Source organism: Pleomorphomonas sp. T1.2MG-36 (genome assembly GCF_950100655.1).
In the GTDB taxonomy this organism is placed as follows: domain Bacteria; phylum Pseudomonadota; class Alphaproteobacteria; order Rhizobiales; family Pleomorphomonadaceae; genus Pleomorphomonas.
The window spans coordinates 42,081-56,027 of sequence record NZ_CATNLY010000052.1 but is presented as its reverse complement, the minus strand read 5'-3'; the positions used below and the strand labels follow the sequence as shown (position 1 = coordinate 56,027).

Here is a 13,947-nt window from a genome sequence, read left to right as displayed (position 1 = left end):
AACGGCCTGGCATCGGGCTCTCGCAATGGCAGGAGACTAGGCGGGATGGGTTTGCAGGGTGGCGCTCAGCCGATCCGGAGCCAATGGCGCAAAAGCGACGCGGCCTGATCGGAGAACCAGGCCAGCGTGGCGCCGACACTGACGCCGCCGATGGCCAGCACGCCGACGATGCGCAGCCCGGTGGTCTTCATGTCGCGCCACTCGCCGACGGCCGGCAGCACGGTTTCGCTCTGCGTCCGCGCCATGTCCTCGACCGCCCGCCGGCTGAGCGTCAGCTCGGCCTTCAGCGCCGACAGCTCGCGCGCCTGCTCGTCGAGGCGGCGATGCATGGCGGCGCGATTGTCGCGGGCGGCGATCTTCTCGTCGCCAAAGTCGCGCAACAGGTGCTGGACGCTGGCGCTGACCTCGCCAAGCCGCACCAGCACCTCGTTGGCGGGATCGGCCTCGGAAAAGAGCGGCTTCACCACGCCCGCCTATGCCGCCGGCCAACCGGCGGACGGATCGATGGCATCGAGCGCGGCGGCATCCCCAGCCGCAAGCGCCGCATCCTTCAGATCGCGCCGATGCTGAACCACGGCCGCGTACCAGTCACCCACCGAAGCAGCCAGCGCCAGCCCGTCGGCCGGCCTGGCAAGCGGAATGCGCAGGTTCTCGACGGCGATCCACCCGCGCGAATAACTCTCCGGCCAGGAGACGGTGCCGGCCGAGGCAGCCGTGGCAGTCGAGGCCATGACCATCAGATCGGCACTGCTCCTGTCATCGAGGGCGACGTGCAGGCCGCCAGCGACGGGAGCGCCGGCGGCGAGGAGGGCGTCGGAGGCGGCGGAGATGGCGGCGAGTTTGGCGGCGCGGAGTTGTCGAAGCTCATCGCCTCTCAATGCATTGAGCCTTGACACCTCATCCGGCGTCATTTCACGCTCAACAAATGATCCGTCGGCTTCGATGACGATCTTTCTCATGACGCATCCTTGATGCCAAAGAGCTTGCACGTGCAGGTGAGCGTGCCCGTATTGGGCGTCAGTCGAAGAAGATTGTAAGGGCCGGCTGTTTGGACGCGGCCCATTGCTGAAAGCTCGTTACCAGCAGCCCAACCTTGCGACTTGATCGCGCCGGATACATTATCGATGTCGATCAACGCGTCGAACCAAGAGATCGCTACGTGGATGATGCGGTACGAGCTTACGCCTGCGCTACCGTCGTAGCTAACAACGCCCGTAGCGCGGAGCTGCGCTATCTGTTTATAGTCGATCGCTCCTGAAAGAACGGCTCCGGCGCCCGCCACTCGTACCTGCACCATCAGGTAGTTGTTGCCTGTATGTCCCAGCAACTCGACTTCGAATTTGGAATACCCAGATGGCAACGTAATGTCGACAGACGCCGCTGCGCTTATGCTTGTCGTGGAGATAAGCTTTCTGCCGACACCGACGAGCTGCGATCCATCAACAGCCGGCAACTTAGCCGCACCGTCAAGTGCGAGCAAATTGTTTGCGGCGGTGCCTACGACACGACGGGCGAGCGCAGCTAGATTTGCAGCAAGGCTCATTGCAATCTACCTCGATCATCTGTCCACCCATACGTGTAGACATAGAGTGGATTAGAGTTGGCGGAGTTTGCACGGATGCGGATGCGACCTGAGGTGTCAGTGCGCAAACGCAGCGACACCATCGAGCCGGAAATATTGAGGTTTGTGCCGACATTGAACGGGCCAGTTGGTGGATTGTTCGCCGCACCGGGTGCCGCATCGGCCGTATCAGGGGACGAAAGCAATGCGCCAACGAAGTTTGTCGTCGTCGCTATTTGTTGCGCGGTTACGTTGGCAGCAACACGCACGCCGGACGGAACGGATAGCGTGTAAAGCGTGGCAGTTGTGGGGATGGGATTGATGGCAACATCGCCGACGGGCGCATCCCAGAAAAAGTCGTCGCCAAGCTGCGCAAATGGCGTGATCTGCGACGACCCATTGGTTCGCACCGAGCCGATGCGACGGCGGGCAGTGTAGCCTGCCGGCATTGACGGGGCCGAGGCCGACAAAGATAGCAGCACATCAACCGTGTTGCCGTCAGCAGAGCTGATGAGATGTACGTGATACCAAGTATTTGCGGCGATGGCTCCGACATCAAGGGAACCGCCGCCGGGACCTGTCGACCATGCGCCTAGCCCTTTGTTCATGGCCGTGGGGAGAACGATAGCCGCCCGCGTACCGCCCTCGCTGGCGGCCTCGCCGGCCGCGACGGCAAAAGTCGCAGCCCCCACATACGACATGGTCAGCCCGAAAATGTGCCCTTTAGCGCCGCCAGCCCACGCCGCCATTGTCGCCGGGGTGATGCCCAGGTTCGCCCGCGCGACCGCGACGTTGGCGAGGTCGGCGAGGTTGGCAGCGGGCAGCATCGCATTCGCGACGGTGAACGGGGCAATCGCCACGCCCGAGATGCGGTCGCCGCCTTCCGCTGGCGTCGCAAGGGTGAGCGTCGATCCGGCAACCGAGTAGTCGGCGCCGCCACCGGTGAGCCAAGCGCCGTTGAGCGAGAAAATGCAGGCGCTCGGCAAAGGCGACATGCCGAGGTCGAACGCCGTCTGGCCGGCGGCTGCCGTGAAGCCGAACGGCGTCAGCGCGTTTCGAAGGCCCTCAAGGCCAAGGTTCGCTTGTGCTTGCGCCTTTTCTTCAGCAGTCAGGTCTTGCTCAATGGCATAGGAAACGACCCCTTCGACAGTCGCGGCGGCGACCTCGGCGCGATCGGCGGCACCGGCCGCCGCCGCCGCACTTGCCGCCGCTTCGCCGGCTTTGGTCGTTGCGATGGCGGCGGCGGTCGTTGCCGTCTAGGCGTTGCCCTGCGCGGCGACGACGTCCGCCACGATGCCGGCGACGGTTTCGATGTCGGGGGCGATGCCGACCAGCGACACCATCTGGCTCTGGACCTTGGCCAGGGCAAGCGTGGCGTTCACCAGCTCGGTCACAGACACCATCGACGTGACCGGCAGAACGACGGAGCGGGCGACCAGCTCCTTCAGCTGCAGCGCCTGCTGCGTCAGCAGGTCGAACGACCGCTCGATGGTTTCGGCGAAATAGGCGCCCTGGTTTTCGAGGTCGGTCGCCTGGGTGAAGGGCACGTCGAGCACCAGCGTCAGCTGATGGCCGGCCGGCGGCGGCGCGGTGACGACGATCGCCCCGCCGCCATCGTCGCCGACGCCTGTCACCGTATAGTCCGGCCCGAGATCCAGATCGGCTTCGACGCCGGCCGGGTCGGTCAGGATGACGCGGATATGCGCCTCGTCGTAGATCTTGAAGGCAAAGGGAAAGCGCGTCGTCGCGCCGTTGCAGGCATAGGGGCCGGAGCGGTTGGCTTCGCTCGCAATGGTCATGGAGGACCTCGCAAAAGGCATCGCACGGGAGAGCCGGTACACCACACACGACGCGACAACAGGAAATCGAGCTTTCGCGGACGCTACCCCGGCGACGTTTGTTTGCTCGCGGGTTGATGCGTGCCCCCCGCCCAAGGCCACCGCGACCGGCTATTCCGAGGGCCCGACGCCTAGCGCCTATCCAGGACCACCGGAGCACCATCCCTGCGTTGGGCATGAGCCTCGGTCGCTCCATGGCGCAAACTCCGGCGAGAATGACTGGAGACTGGGCGAGAGGGATTTGGGGGATGGCGCTCAGCCGATGCGGAGCCAGTGGCGCAACAGGTGCTGGACGCTGGCACTGACCTCGCCAAGCCGCACCAGCACCTCGTTGGCAGGATCGGCCTCGGAATAGTGCGGCTTCACCACGCCCGCCTATGCCGCCGGCCAGCCGGCGGACGGATCGATGGCTTCGAGCGCGGCGGCATCCCCGGCCGCAAGCGCCGCGTCCTTCTGGTCGCGCCGATGCTGAACCACAGCCGCGTACCAGTCGCCCACCGAGGCAACCAGCGCCAGCCCATCGGCCGGCGTGGCAAGCGGAATGCGCAGGTTCTCGACAGCGATCCACCCGCGCGAATAGCTCTCCGGCCAAGGTAAGGTGCCGGTGGAGGCGGCCGTTGCGGTCGAGGCCATTGCGGTAAGATCGGCGCGGCTCCCGTCATCAAGAGCGACGTGCAAGCCGCCTGCGACGGGGGCGCCGGCAGAGAGGAGGACGTCGGCGGAGGCGGAGATGGCGGCGAGCTTGGTGGCCCGCAACTCGGCAAGGGTTGGATCACGGGTCTGCCATACGTAGGCGGGTCGCCCAGCGACATCCTCAACGCTCAGTTCAACCGCAATTTTGTCTTCCGGCACTTCAACTGCAACACGCGGCACGAACAACCCTATCGCCGCTAACTCCTCGGCCGGCCACGCGTCTTCGATCGAGAGCGGATGACGGACGCCTGCAATAGGCTCGCCGTTCCAAGCGACGTACCCAGCGCCAACCTTGAGATAGAGCGTCATGAGCAGATAATCCTTAAGTAGCCGTCACTCGCCGTCATCGACGCCGTGAGCGCCGCCCAATTGGGCGGGGCGCGCCGCCCTCGACCAATCCCGAGTACACTCCAAGGGCCGAAGTATGATGGATTTGAACGGTTTCCTGGGGCAGAGCGAAGACGCACCGAAGCCGCGCCAACGATGCCCTCGAACAGAAAATAGACGGTGTGAGTCCCTATAGGTCCGCCGCCCCATACCGTTATCGGGTCGTTCACGACCAGTTCGCTCCCATTATGATTGGCTTGACTGGCAGTCAGAAACGAGCCGCTGATAGCGCTGCCCTCTGTGATAGAGAGCAATGCGGCACCGGCATTATCAAGCACGTCGATGCCGGCTCTTTCGGCAGAGCCACCCCAAGAGCCGACTACGGTTACTAGCAGGCTATAGCGTCCTATGGTCCGGAGCGAGTTTGGGAGAGTCACCGCTACGTTCCCAGCTCCAGAGACGGAAGCGCCGGATATGGCGGGAAACGGCATAAGAGCCACGGGTGGTAGCGCAACACCCAGCAGAGGGATCATGCGAGCCCCCTGATATAGGAAATGGCGATCTGCGTTGAGGAGATGACCTCATAGTGCAGCACATTGACCGCGCCGGGCGTAATGCTCTGATCGGGAACCAAGCCATCGAAGAATTTATAGCTGGACCCGAATGATAGCGTAAACCCGCCACTACCGCCCTGTGACACCACAATAAATCCGCTCTGACCGACCTTTGGATTTCTAGGGTCGGAGAGCGTCCGATTGCCGAAAACGACTACGGAGAAATTGATGCCGGAGGCGAGATCGATGGGAATAGCGGCCCCGTCCGTCAAGGCGACGAGAGTCCCGGCGCCCCAGAGGTTGGCGACACTCACCGGCTTCGCTACAGTACCGGCGAGGACTTCCTCGGTAGAAGCAGTATCAAGTCTCACCGTTACGGTATCTTCAAGCGTTGCGCTGTCGCCGCCGTTGATCTTGACGCCAGCGCCACCTGCGATCGTCCGGGTCGCTGGAGCGTAGTTTTCAAGCAGCGTGTGGATCTGATCCGTCGTCAAATAGCTATCGAGATCGAAGCCGTCCGATAGCGCCTGCGCGACGGCCGCCCAGTGGCGGGCAGAGAACCCGCTGCCGACAGGCGTTTGCGGCGCGGCGTTTGCCAGTGCTTCGGCAAGAACCGCCGCCTGCGTCGCCGTGGTCGCAGCCCCGGTCGCCACGCCGGCCGCCCCCGTCGCGGTTCCCGCTGCCGTCGACGCCGCCTCAGCATTCCCCTGGGCGGCGACAACCTTGGAGGAAATGCCGGCGACGGTCTGGATATCGGGGGCTATGTCGAGCAGCGCCTCCATCTTGCTCTGAATCTCGGCCAGAGCGAGCGTGGCGCTGACCAGATCCGTGGTCGATACGGTCGAGGTCACCGGAAGCACCACCGAACGGCCGATCAGCTCCTTGAGCTGCAGCGCTTGCTGCGTAAGCACGTCCAGCGCCCGCTCGATGGTCTCGGCAAAGTATGCGCCCTGGTTTTCAAGGTCCGTCCCTTGCGTGAAGGGCACGTTGAGGATCAGCGTCACCAGGCAGCCGAGCGGATGGGCCACGGCCGTTTGCACCGCGCCGCCGCCATCGGCACCGACGCCGGTCACGACATAGTCCGTCCCGAGCGCCAGCGTGGTCTCGGCGCCTCCGGCGTCGGTCAGGATGACGCGGACATGCGCCTCGTCGAAAATCTTGAAGGCGTAGGGGAAGCCGGTCGTTGCGCCGTTGCAGGCATAGGGGCCGGAGCGGTTGGCTTCGCTCGCAATGGTCATGGGCGGGCCTTCTGACGAGCACCGGCGCGGAAACGGCAAGCGCCTTCCGCGATGACGGTGCGACACTGGGAATCGACAGGCGAGACCCTAGGGCCGCCGGGTTTGTTTCAACGCGCGCCGCCCCGCGCGCCCCGCCATCCGGCCAAACCCTCTTGGAACGCCGGCTCGGGCAGCACAAACTGCTGACCACGACTCGCCTGCCCGCCAACAGGCCGCAGCAACGTTCCCGGAGCTTTTCAAGATGGCCCTGTTTTTCGTGATGCTTGCCGTGCAGCTCCTCGACGTCGCGGCGATCGCCTCGCTGTTCATCGGGCTGTTCAAGGTTCGGAACGCCGTCGGCTATCCCGTGGCGATCGGCCTCGCCATTCTGACGCATGTCATCATGCGCAGCATGCAGATCCTGGGCTTCAGGTGGGACGCGGTCGAGTTCATCAGCATCGCCGCCGGCATGGCCGCCGCATGCCTCGCCTTCTTCATCGGCAAGGCCATCCGCAGGGATATCAAGCACTAAGGCCGGCAAGAGCGCGTCCGGCGAACCTGAGTTCGCCGAAAATGCTCTACGTCATCGCGCCGAACGTGTGGCCGATCGCCACCTCCGCTGGCGCGTCGATCATGAGCGCCACCGCCATCATGGCCGCCCGCACGGCGGCAGCGCCTGCCCCGTCACGGCTGCCACTCTTCGCCCACGTGGCCGCCCGGGCCGTACCCTCCCCGGCCGTCGGCGCCGCATCGTCGATGCCCGGCGCCGCGCCGAGCAGGCCGAAGGCGCCCTCGCCGCTTCGCGCCGCCGCCAGCACCATCTTTTGGCGGGCGAACAGCAGGGTCGCGCCGAGGGTGCGCGTCAGGCCCGCCGCCTCCGTCGTGGCGGGGGATGCCATCAAGGCGGCAACCATCACCTTCACCGCCGCCTCGGCCTTGCCGTCCGGCGCTGCGATCTTCCTCACCCAGCCGTCGCCCTCGGCCACCGCCCTGGCCTCGCCGCCGGAGCGCGCAAGCCCGTGACAGTCACCGGCGAGCCAGACGGGAACCTCGACGAAGTGCCAGCGGACGCGCCGGATCAGCCAGGCCGCGAGATCGTCCGACCCCGCCTCGCCCCGCTTCGCCGCCGCCAGTCGCCGCCCGGCCATCAAGGGCGACCGCTCGGCGATCCGGTCGGCGATGTCGGGCACAAACGCCCCGCTGGCGCCCACCGCGAACGCCGCCGCCCCCACCGCCTCGATCGCTTCGGGCAAACCGGCCGCATCGGTCAACGCCGCCGCGAGATCCCGCGCCAGCTGCCGCGCCACGGCATCGCCGCCCCCGGCCGAGGCCATGCGCAGATGGAAATCCGCCGGCCTGAGATCGCCCGCCGCCACGGCGTCGAGCCAGGCCGCCAGCGTTTCGATATCGTCGGTGCGCCCCTTGGCGGTGAAAGCCTCATGCAGTTCGGGCTGCGCCAGCAGCCGGCGCGCGTTGGTCACCGCCTCCGACAGTTCGAGATCGTGCAGCAACCGGTCGACGAAGGCATGGAACAGTGCGAGATCGAGCCCCACGGCCCCATCCCCTCCGCCACCCTCTACCATCGCCTTGGCGAAACGGCCGCCGCGCACGCCCTCGGCAAGATCGCCGTCGACGGCCAGCGGATAGAAGCCGCCCGTCAACGCCACGCCGCCGACGCTCACCGGCCGCGCCTCGCTCCATTTGGGCGCCGCGCCGGTCGCCCGCCGCTCGCGCGCGGCGATCTCGTCCCGGAAGCTCTCGAGAAGGTCCCAGACGGACTGGATGAAGCGTGCATCCCGCATATCGAGCGCCGCGAGGATCGCCGACACCATCTCCGGCGGAAAGCCCGCCGGACCGGTCAGCGCCGTATGGCCGGCCTCGGTGCCGGCGTTGAGCGCCACGGCGATCATCTCCCAGCGCGACAGCGACCGCCCCAGCGCCGGCAGGAAGCGGCGCACCGCCATCGCCCGCCGCTCGTCCGCGTCGTAGGGCGCATAGAGCGCCGCGACCTCCTCGGCCGCCCGCTCTCGGCGCGCCTTCAGCGCCGCGACGGCGGCATCGACGGGCGCCTTCAGCGCGGCAAAAGCCGGCCCCTTGGCGCGGCCGTCGATCTCGCGCAGCACCTCGTCGGCGGCCCGGCCGAGGTCGACCGGGCGCTTCCCGGCTCCGCCGTTGACCCGCACCAGCGCGGCGGCGATGCCCTTGGTGGCCTCGCTGAGGCGCTGCCGCCCGCGCCCGTCCACCAGCGCATCGTTGCGGCCCATGGCGTGTTCGATGTTGTCAAGGCTGGCGACAACCGCCTTCAGCGCGCCGATTGGCAGCTCGCCGTAAGGCTTCCCCTCGCCGCCCTGCAGCACCAGATCGGCGATCGCCAGCTCGTTGTCCCGGCCGGCCGCCGTCATCGCCTTCATGAAGGTCGCCACCGCGTTGCGCGGCGCCGGCTCATCGGTCTTGCGGAACTCGAAACGGTCGAGAATGGCATCGATGGCCCGCCAGCCGTCAACGCCGGTCGTCACCTCCGGCCGCTCGGGCCGGTCGAGCCGGCGCACCATCTCCTCCGCCGCCTCGAGATCGTCGGCAATCCCCAGCGCCTCGGCATAGAGCGCCACGTTGAGCAACTGCCGCCGCCGGGCATCGTAGAGCTTTTTGGCCCTGTCCTCCGCGCTGGACGCGGCAAGCTTCGCCACCTCCTCGCCGGCCCGCCGCTCGGCGACCAGATGGCGACGGGCGTCGATGGCGTCGCGCACCGGCGTATCCACTAGCGCGTCGCGGGCGAACGCCGCCGCGCCTTCGGCGGTGACGGGCTGCGCCTCGCCGGCCGGGCCGGCCAGCGCCTTGAGTTCCGCGGCCAGCCATTCGGCCATGCGAGGGCCGTGAATGGCGGCCAGCGCCGCCTCCGGCAACGTGCCGTCAACCAGCGGATCGCCCCGCCGCTCCACCATCAACCGCTTGGCCTCGAGCGCAATGGTCGCCTCGCGCTTCGGCACCAGCGCCATCGCCTGGATCATCTCGTCGCCGCTCGAAAAGCCGAACAGCCCAGCCGCCTCGTCGGGGTCGACACCGCCCGTCGCCGCATGAGCGGTGAACCGCCCACGCGGCAGCGCCGCCAGCACCGCCTCGCCGTAACGCTCGACGAGGATGGGCCGCGACAGCCGGATCGTCGGCAGCGCCGGCATCTCTTCCCCCAACCAACGCCGGTTGGTCAGCCACTCGGTGGCCCGATAGACCGGCAGCGCATTGATCCGCCCTTCCGCCTCGGCCGTCGCCGCCGCCAGCTCCTGGCGATAGCCTTTCTCCCGCGCTGCCCGCACCGGCCGCAAGATCTCCCGCGTCAGCCGATCCTCGGCCTCGGCGTCCGCCGCCGTGCGCTTTTCCTGAAGATCCGGCGACACCGGCCCAACATCACCCGCCGTCCGCCGCGCCTCGGCCAACGCCAGCTCGACGGCCAGCAGCCGGTCGAGCACCTCGGCCACCTCGGCGCTGACAGCCACGCCCTGCTGGCGCTCAACGACATAGAGCCCGATCAACCACGCCCGAAAATGCCGAAACGCCTCGCGCGGCCCGGCCGGCAGTGCGGTGCCGTCCAGAAGATACGCCACGAAGGCACGGGCGAAGTGCTCGGTGCCGTCCTCGGCATCGCCCGACCAGCGGGAAAGGCCGCCCTTGTCTTGGGAGGCGGCGGGTTCTCCCCGCTCCACCATGGCGTTGAGTTCGGCGAGATAGGTGCGCGCGGCTTCGCGTAGAAAGGATGAAAGGTCAATTGCCGAGACTAGGCGCCTCAGTGTGTTAGCATCAGCGGCGGATGCATTAATTGGGGCGGCTTTGCCGTTTTCAGGCGGTTGGTGTAACACGCTACTTGGCTGCTTTCGATTTTCGTCTCGTACAGCCTCATCCCTATCCGAGAGATCGATTTGAGGTCTCTCCGAGAGGAGAACCGCATCTGGGCCAGCGACCTTTGAGGATTGCATTCTTGTTCTCCGACAGCGAAGACTTTGCGGTAGCCGCCCCTGCACCAGTTGTGGGCGCTAGAAACGAAGCTGACCTTTTGAGCACACCGGTTTTCGGTGATAGAGCAGGCTCTTTGGGTGACGCCTACGACGCAGCGGAAGAAGCAGCCGCGTCAGCGCTTTCAGCCAAGGGCAACTGAACGGGGGATTATGACTGACCAGCTTTGTCTTCTGGGAAGGAGTATGTCGGAGCAGGTTTCCCATCAGGAGGGACGGTTGCTGTTCCGTTTGACTTACCCATCAGAAGATTTTTCAGAAACTCTTCACTCATTGCCGGCGACTTGGCCCCAGGCTTGAACGTTGCATGTTCCATTAAAGCTTTACTTGCCTTTGTGCCCATCACGTAAGCTGCGAAGGCAGCCAATGGCACACGAACATACCCTCCGGCCTTAGTTGCTCCTTGAAAGTCGCCGAGCGTAACTCCGCCCAAGCTCTCAACGAAAGTTAGGGGGTCTATACCAGCCTTTGTCAGAGACTCCTTAAATTTATCCACCTGAAAATAAAGGTTCTCGTTGGACTTATTCGTCACTTTTTGCTGGATAAAATCGGCAATTTCCTTTCGTTTGTTGGACACGATCGGAGCGTTTTGTTCTATAATATCGTTGAACTCCTTCAGTATAACATCCCGCCTTATGGCCTCTTGTGCCTCGGAAATATTATTCCGCAGACTATACGCATCGATCGCGGCGCCAAATCTTCCTAATCCAGCCCTACCGGCGATCTTCAGCCCCCACAGTATGGCGCCGGCAGCGGCAGCGGGACCCACATCCTGGAACAGAGCGCGGTGCTTGTCGTAACTCTGTGCGATAGCGTTTAGGCTGGTCTGTTGCACTACCTGCATGCCAATGCCGTAAGTGCCATCAACCATATCCTCTATTGCCCCGCCGGCGAATTTCCTGAGCGGCGCAGCCCCCAAGAGCCACTTCACGGGAGAGAGATTCGTAAGAAAGCTAGCGACTGTTGCCTCCGCGTCCGATGTTCTTATCGTCTTGGCGTCTGCGTCGGCTGCTACCGCTGCAGCGTGATTGGTCGCGCCCCCATCCAAGGCTAGGTAGAGCGCGCCCACCCACCCATTCCTAAACGCAGCATCGAGAAGGGCTGCGTTTACCAAAGGTCCGGCCGCATCTCCAACGCGGCCGGCGATGCTGTTCTCCCAGCCAGGCGTAACAAATTCCTTACTGTGTGCTAAGGCCCCGTCCCCAAGAGGGTAGGACGGGAACATTTTGCTCACCTCCTCGGGATCCTTGCCCTCCTTCATAGCGTTCCAAGCTTCAACAAGAGAGCCTGGATCGTCATTGTCCAGAATGCGTTGGTAGACAGCGTCGAACTCAGCTGCACTCTTACCTTTTAAATGCAACACATCGTCGATGAGAGCTTTACGCCTCTTCCATTCTTCCGTTTCCGGCATCCCCACGTAGTAGTAGAGAAATTTTATAATGCCACCAACGGACTTATATTGGCTACCAAATGTTCTATTCACAAGCTCAATGACTGAACCTACAAAACCATGCCGCTCCATAATTTTCCGAAGCTGACCTTCGGTCACATAACCATTAATAAACCCCGTGAAATACATATCAGAAACTGCCGGATCGGCGGCATTTTGTTCGTAAAGCCCTCGGCGTACCGCTGCTATTTCCTCAGGATTCTTTCCCTTGGCGAGGACCATCCTTTCAGTAAGATTGGCGAGTTCTTCGTCGGTAGTTGCCATTAGCAGGTTTTTTGCAGGTCCCGGTCCATAATCCATATGGCGAACCGAACGGAATACCTCCAAAGCCCGGTCAACCGGAATATAGGGCTGTTTCTTAAGCCGCTCCTCGAGTGCTTTTGCCTGCTCCTCTGTAAGCATTGCAGCATTAGCAATCTCATCCGCAAGTTTTTCACGATCCGGTAGCGGTGTGTAAAGCAGCCTATCTAGCGCTTGCTCTCGCGTGAGGCTACCGCTAGCGACTTTATTAAGAACATCGAGAGCTATATCTTGGGGAAGATCGGGCTGTTTGGAGATCAAATCCTTGAGCGCCGCTACGACGTAGTAACCAGGGTTTTTGCCAAGGCCAGCGATAGCTTCCGAAAGCGCGGCGCGTTTCGAGGGAGCGTCTTTGCTAAGCGGGATTTCTGGCAGTTCAAAGGTCCGTTCGGGCAGAATCGGCTCACTCCGGGGCCTAAACGGCATATAGGAATCCGGCGATATGCCATCATCCAAACCGAAACCTTCCGCTCCTCCTAAGGCTAGGCCGCCGTCCGGCACCGCAGTGGAGGATCCCTCTGTCAGCCTCGCTAGTGCTTTTTCTTGCGTAAGACTTCCGGTAATCACGCCATCAAGAACGCTAAGAGCCAGATCTTTCGGGATGTCAGACTGCTTGTCGATCAAGTCCCTGTAGGCCGCGACGACCCAATAACCAGGGTTTTTGCCGAGACCGGCGATACCCAGCGCAAGCGAAGCGCCCGCCGAGGGAGCATCGGGTAGCTTAATCTGCGGCATTTCAAAGGTCGTAACGTTCGGTATCGATGGATCCGAACCAAAAGGTAACGAACTCCCGAGGGCGGGAGCTTTTTCCGGCCCGATACCAGGCATAACCGACTGCTCGCCAGTGCCATTCGGAGGAGCTTTAGCCTCGACATCACCCGGCAAAGGGGTGCTAGCCGTAGCGCTATTTGTCGAACTGCTGCGAGGCTCGGGCACCACTTCGACGGTCACTACCCTTTCGCCAGACCGAAGCCCGCTGTTGTCCCCCCGGCCCGCACTCGCTTCAGTTGAGGATGTTGAGTTCCGGGAGTCTGCCGAGGAAGAACCAGACTGCGCATTGTCAGACGTCGGATCGGCAGCAGGATCGCTGCGCGGCAACGAGGCCGGAACATCGCTATCCGGCACCACCTCGACATTGATCACCTTCTCGCCGGGCCGAAGCCCATTGCTATTGCCTTGCCCACCTGATGGCGCCGGATGGCCACCACTATGCTCATTGACCTGCTGGCGGACAGCAGCAAGCTCATCCACAAAGTCCGCATTCCGGATTGAAGGCGAGTTCAGCCTTCCTCTCTCCCAGGCTGTTCCGTCAGTAGAAGCCTGCGGAGCCGTGACAAGCTTGCCGGCGACCTGCTCCAAGGAAGCCAGCGCATCGAAGTATTCCCTTGGACGGGACACGTTCTTGGGATCGCCTGCCACCACCAACGTAATCGGCGCTTCTCTCCCGATCTTCTCCGCCCATGCCCGGTCGCTCGCCTCGCGGAACAGTTCGCGATTGGCTCTGACGATGTCCTCAGGTGCCGGGGCGCTCCCGGTTTGTTTGGCCACGTCGTTGGCAAGCTGCTCGTCGCTGACGGGCGAGCTGTCGTCGCCTGCCAGCCGCGTCACGACCCGGAACTGCTGGCGCTTTTCGTTTTGCCGCCGCTGGCTATCCTTGAAGGCGTTGTAGTTTTCAGGGCTGTCTGGGGTGCGCAAAGACCTATCTCCCGAAAAGGATCAGGCCTGACGCTAAGTCCTGGGGGTTTCCGTGGTGATCGGTTGCAATGGCCGATCCAACCAGCAGCATCATGAGCAAAACCTGGCAGCCCCGACTAGCTCACCTCAGTACTCACCACGACTCTATAAAAGACTGTATCCGGTTGCCGACTCGCCTCCTGGTGGTGCATACATCGGAACATAAAAGGAACGTAGTAGAGGGGTCTGCGCAAGATCGAGCGAATTCAAGGAGCAAGGAAGGACGGCGAAGAAATTCAAGCCGGGCCAAACCGTCGAGGCGGGCTCAC

10 protein-coding genes are annotated in these 13,947 nt (G+C 63.6%); 1 reads left to right on the top strand and 9 read right to left on the bottom strand.

Going from position 1 to position 13,947, the window contains the following annotated elements; genetic code table 11:
• Positions 1 to 65 precede the first annotated feature (65 nt).
• The 7 genes from QQZ18_RS21330 to QQZ18_RS21300 form a co-directional block, all read right to left on the bottom strand.
• Complete coding sequence (locus QQZ18_RS21330) at positions 66 to 464, bottom strand: DUF1515 family protein (RefSeq protein ID WP_284543014.1); 399 nt, start codon at positions 462 to 464, stop codon at positions 66 to 68.
• Between the two features lie 9 nt (positions 465 to 473).
• Positions 474 to 959 (bottom strand): DUF4376 domain-containing protein, encoded by a 486-nt coding sequence (locus tag QQZ18_RS21325; RefSeq protein WP_284543013.1) that lies wholly within the window; start codon positions 957 to 959, stop codon positions 474 to 476.
• Positions 956 to 1,543: a hypothetical protein gene (locus QQZ18_RS21320; RefSeq protein WP_284543012.1), complete on the bottom strand. Its 588-nt coding sequence runs from the start codon at positions 1,541 to 1,543 to the stop codon at positions 956 to 958. The genes QQZ18_RS21325 and QQZ18_RS21320 overlap by 4 nt, the downstream gene beginning before the upstream one ends.
• Positions 1,540 to 2,556, bottom strand: coding sequence for a hypothetical protein (locus tag QQZ18_RS21315; RefSeq protein WP_284543011.1), 1,017 nt, complete (start codon positions 2,554 to 2,556; stop codon positions 1,540 to 1,542). Before QQZ18_RS21315 ends, QQZ18_RS21320 begins: the two co-directional genes overlap by 4 nt.
• Positions 2,557 to 2,817: 261 nt before the next feature.
• Positions 2,818 to 3,360, bottom strand: a complete 543-nt coding sequence (locus QQZ18_RS21310) for a hypothetical protein (RefSeq protein ID WP_284543010.1) — start codon at positions 3,358 to 3,360, stop codon at positions 2,818 to 2,820.
• Between the two features lie 414 nt (positions 3,361 to 3,774).
• Positions 3,775 to 4,401, bottom strand: a complete 627-nt coding sequence (locus QQZ18_RS21305; protein ID WP_284543009.1) for a DUF4376 domain-containing protein — start codon at positions 4,399 to 4,401, stop codon at positions 3,775 to 3,777.
• Positions 4,402 to 4,948: 547 nt separating this feature from the next.
• Positions 4,949 to 6,211: a hypothetical protein gene (locus QQZ18_RS21300; RefSeq protein ID WP_284543008.1), complete on the bottom strand. Its 1,263-nt coding sequence runs from the start codon at positions 6,209 to 6,211 to the stop codon at positions 4,949 to 4,951.
• A gap of 241 nt (positions 6,212 to 6,452) precedes the next feature.
• Between QQZ18_RS21300 and QQZ18_RS21295 the strand changes: the two genes are divergently transcribed.
• Entirely contained in the window at positions 6,453 to 6,722 is a 270-nt protein-coding gene (locus QQZ18_RS21295; protein ID WP_284543007.1) for a hypothetical protein, read from the top strand.
• Between the two features lie 46 nt (positions 6,723 to 6,768).
• Here the strand turns inward: QQZ18_RS21295 and QQZ18_RS21290 are convergent, their stop codons facing one another.
• Both QQZ18_RS21290 and QQZ18_RS21285 read right to left on the bottom strand, forming a co-directional pair.
• Entirely contained in the window at positions 6,769 to 9,891 is a 3,123-nt protein-coding gene (locus QQZ18_RS21290) for a hypothetical protein (RefSeq protein WP_284543006.1), read from the bottom strand.
• 454 nt (positions 9,892 to 10,345) lie between these two features.
• Positions 10,346 to 13,639 carry a hypothetical protein gene (locus QQZ18_RS21285; protein WP_284543005.1) on the bottom strand — a complete coding sequence of 1,098 codons (3,294 nt, stop codon included), beginning with the start codon at positions 13,637 to 13,639 and terminating at the stop codon, positions 10,346 to 10,348.
• Between the last annotated feature and the right edge of the window lie 308 nt (positions 13,640 to 13,947).

Bases quoted from the DNA above. Each gene is read 5' to 3' on its own strand.
- QQZ18_RS21325 (WP_284543013.1), bottom strand. From the start codon at position 959: ATGAGAAAGATCGTCATCGAAGCCGACGGATCATTTGTTGAGCGTGAA.
- QQZ18_RS21320 (WP_284543012.1), bottom strand. From the start codon at position 1,543: ATGAGCCTTGCTGCAAATCTAGCTGCGCTCGCCCGTCGTGTCGTAGGC.
- QQZ18_RS21315 (WP_284543011.1), bottom strand. From the start codon at position 2,556: ATGTCGCCTTTGCCGAGCGCCTGCATTTTCTCGCTCAACGGCGCTTGG.
- QQZ18_RS21310 (WP_284543010.1), bottom strand. From the start codon at position 3,360: ATGACCATTGCGAGCGAAGCCAACCGCTCCGGCCCCTATGCCTGCAAC.
- QQZ18_RS21305 (WP_284543009.1), bottom strand. From the start codon at position 4,401: ATGACGCTCTATCTCAAGGTTGGCGCTGGGTACGTCGCTTGGAACGGC.
- QQZ18_RS21300 (WP_284543008.1), bottom strand. From the start codon at position 6,211: ATGACCATTGCGAGCGAAGCCAACCGCTCCGGCCCCTATGCCTGCAAC.
- QQZ18_RS21295 (WP_284543007.1), top strand. From the start codon at position 6,453: ATGGCCCTGTTTTTCGTGATGCTTGCCGTGCAGCTCCTCGACGTCGCG.
- QQZ18_RS21290 (WP_284543006.1), bottom strand. From the start codon at position 9,891: ATGGTGGAGCGGGGAGAACCCGCCGCCTCCCAAGACAAGGGCGGCCTT.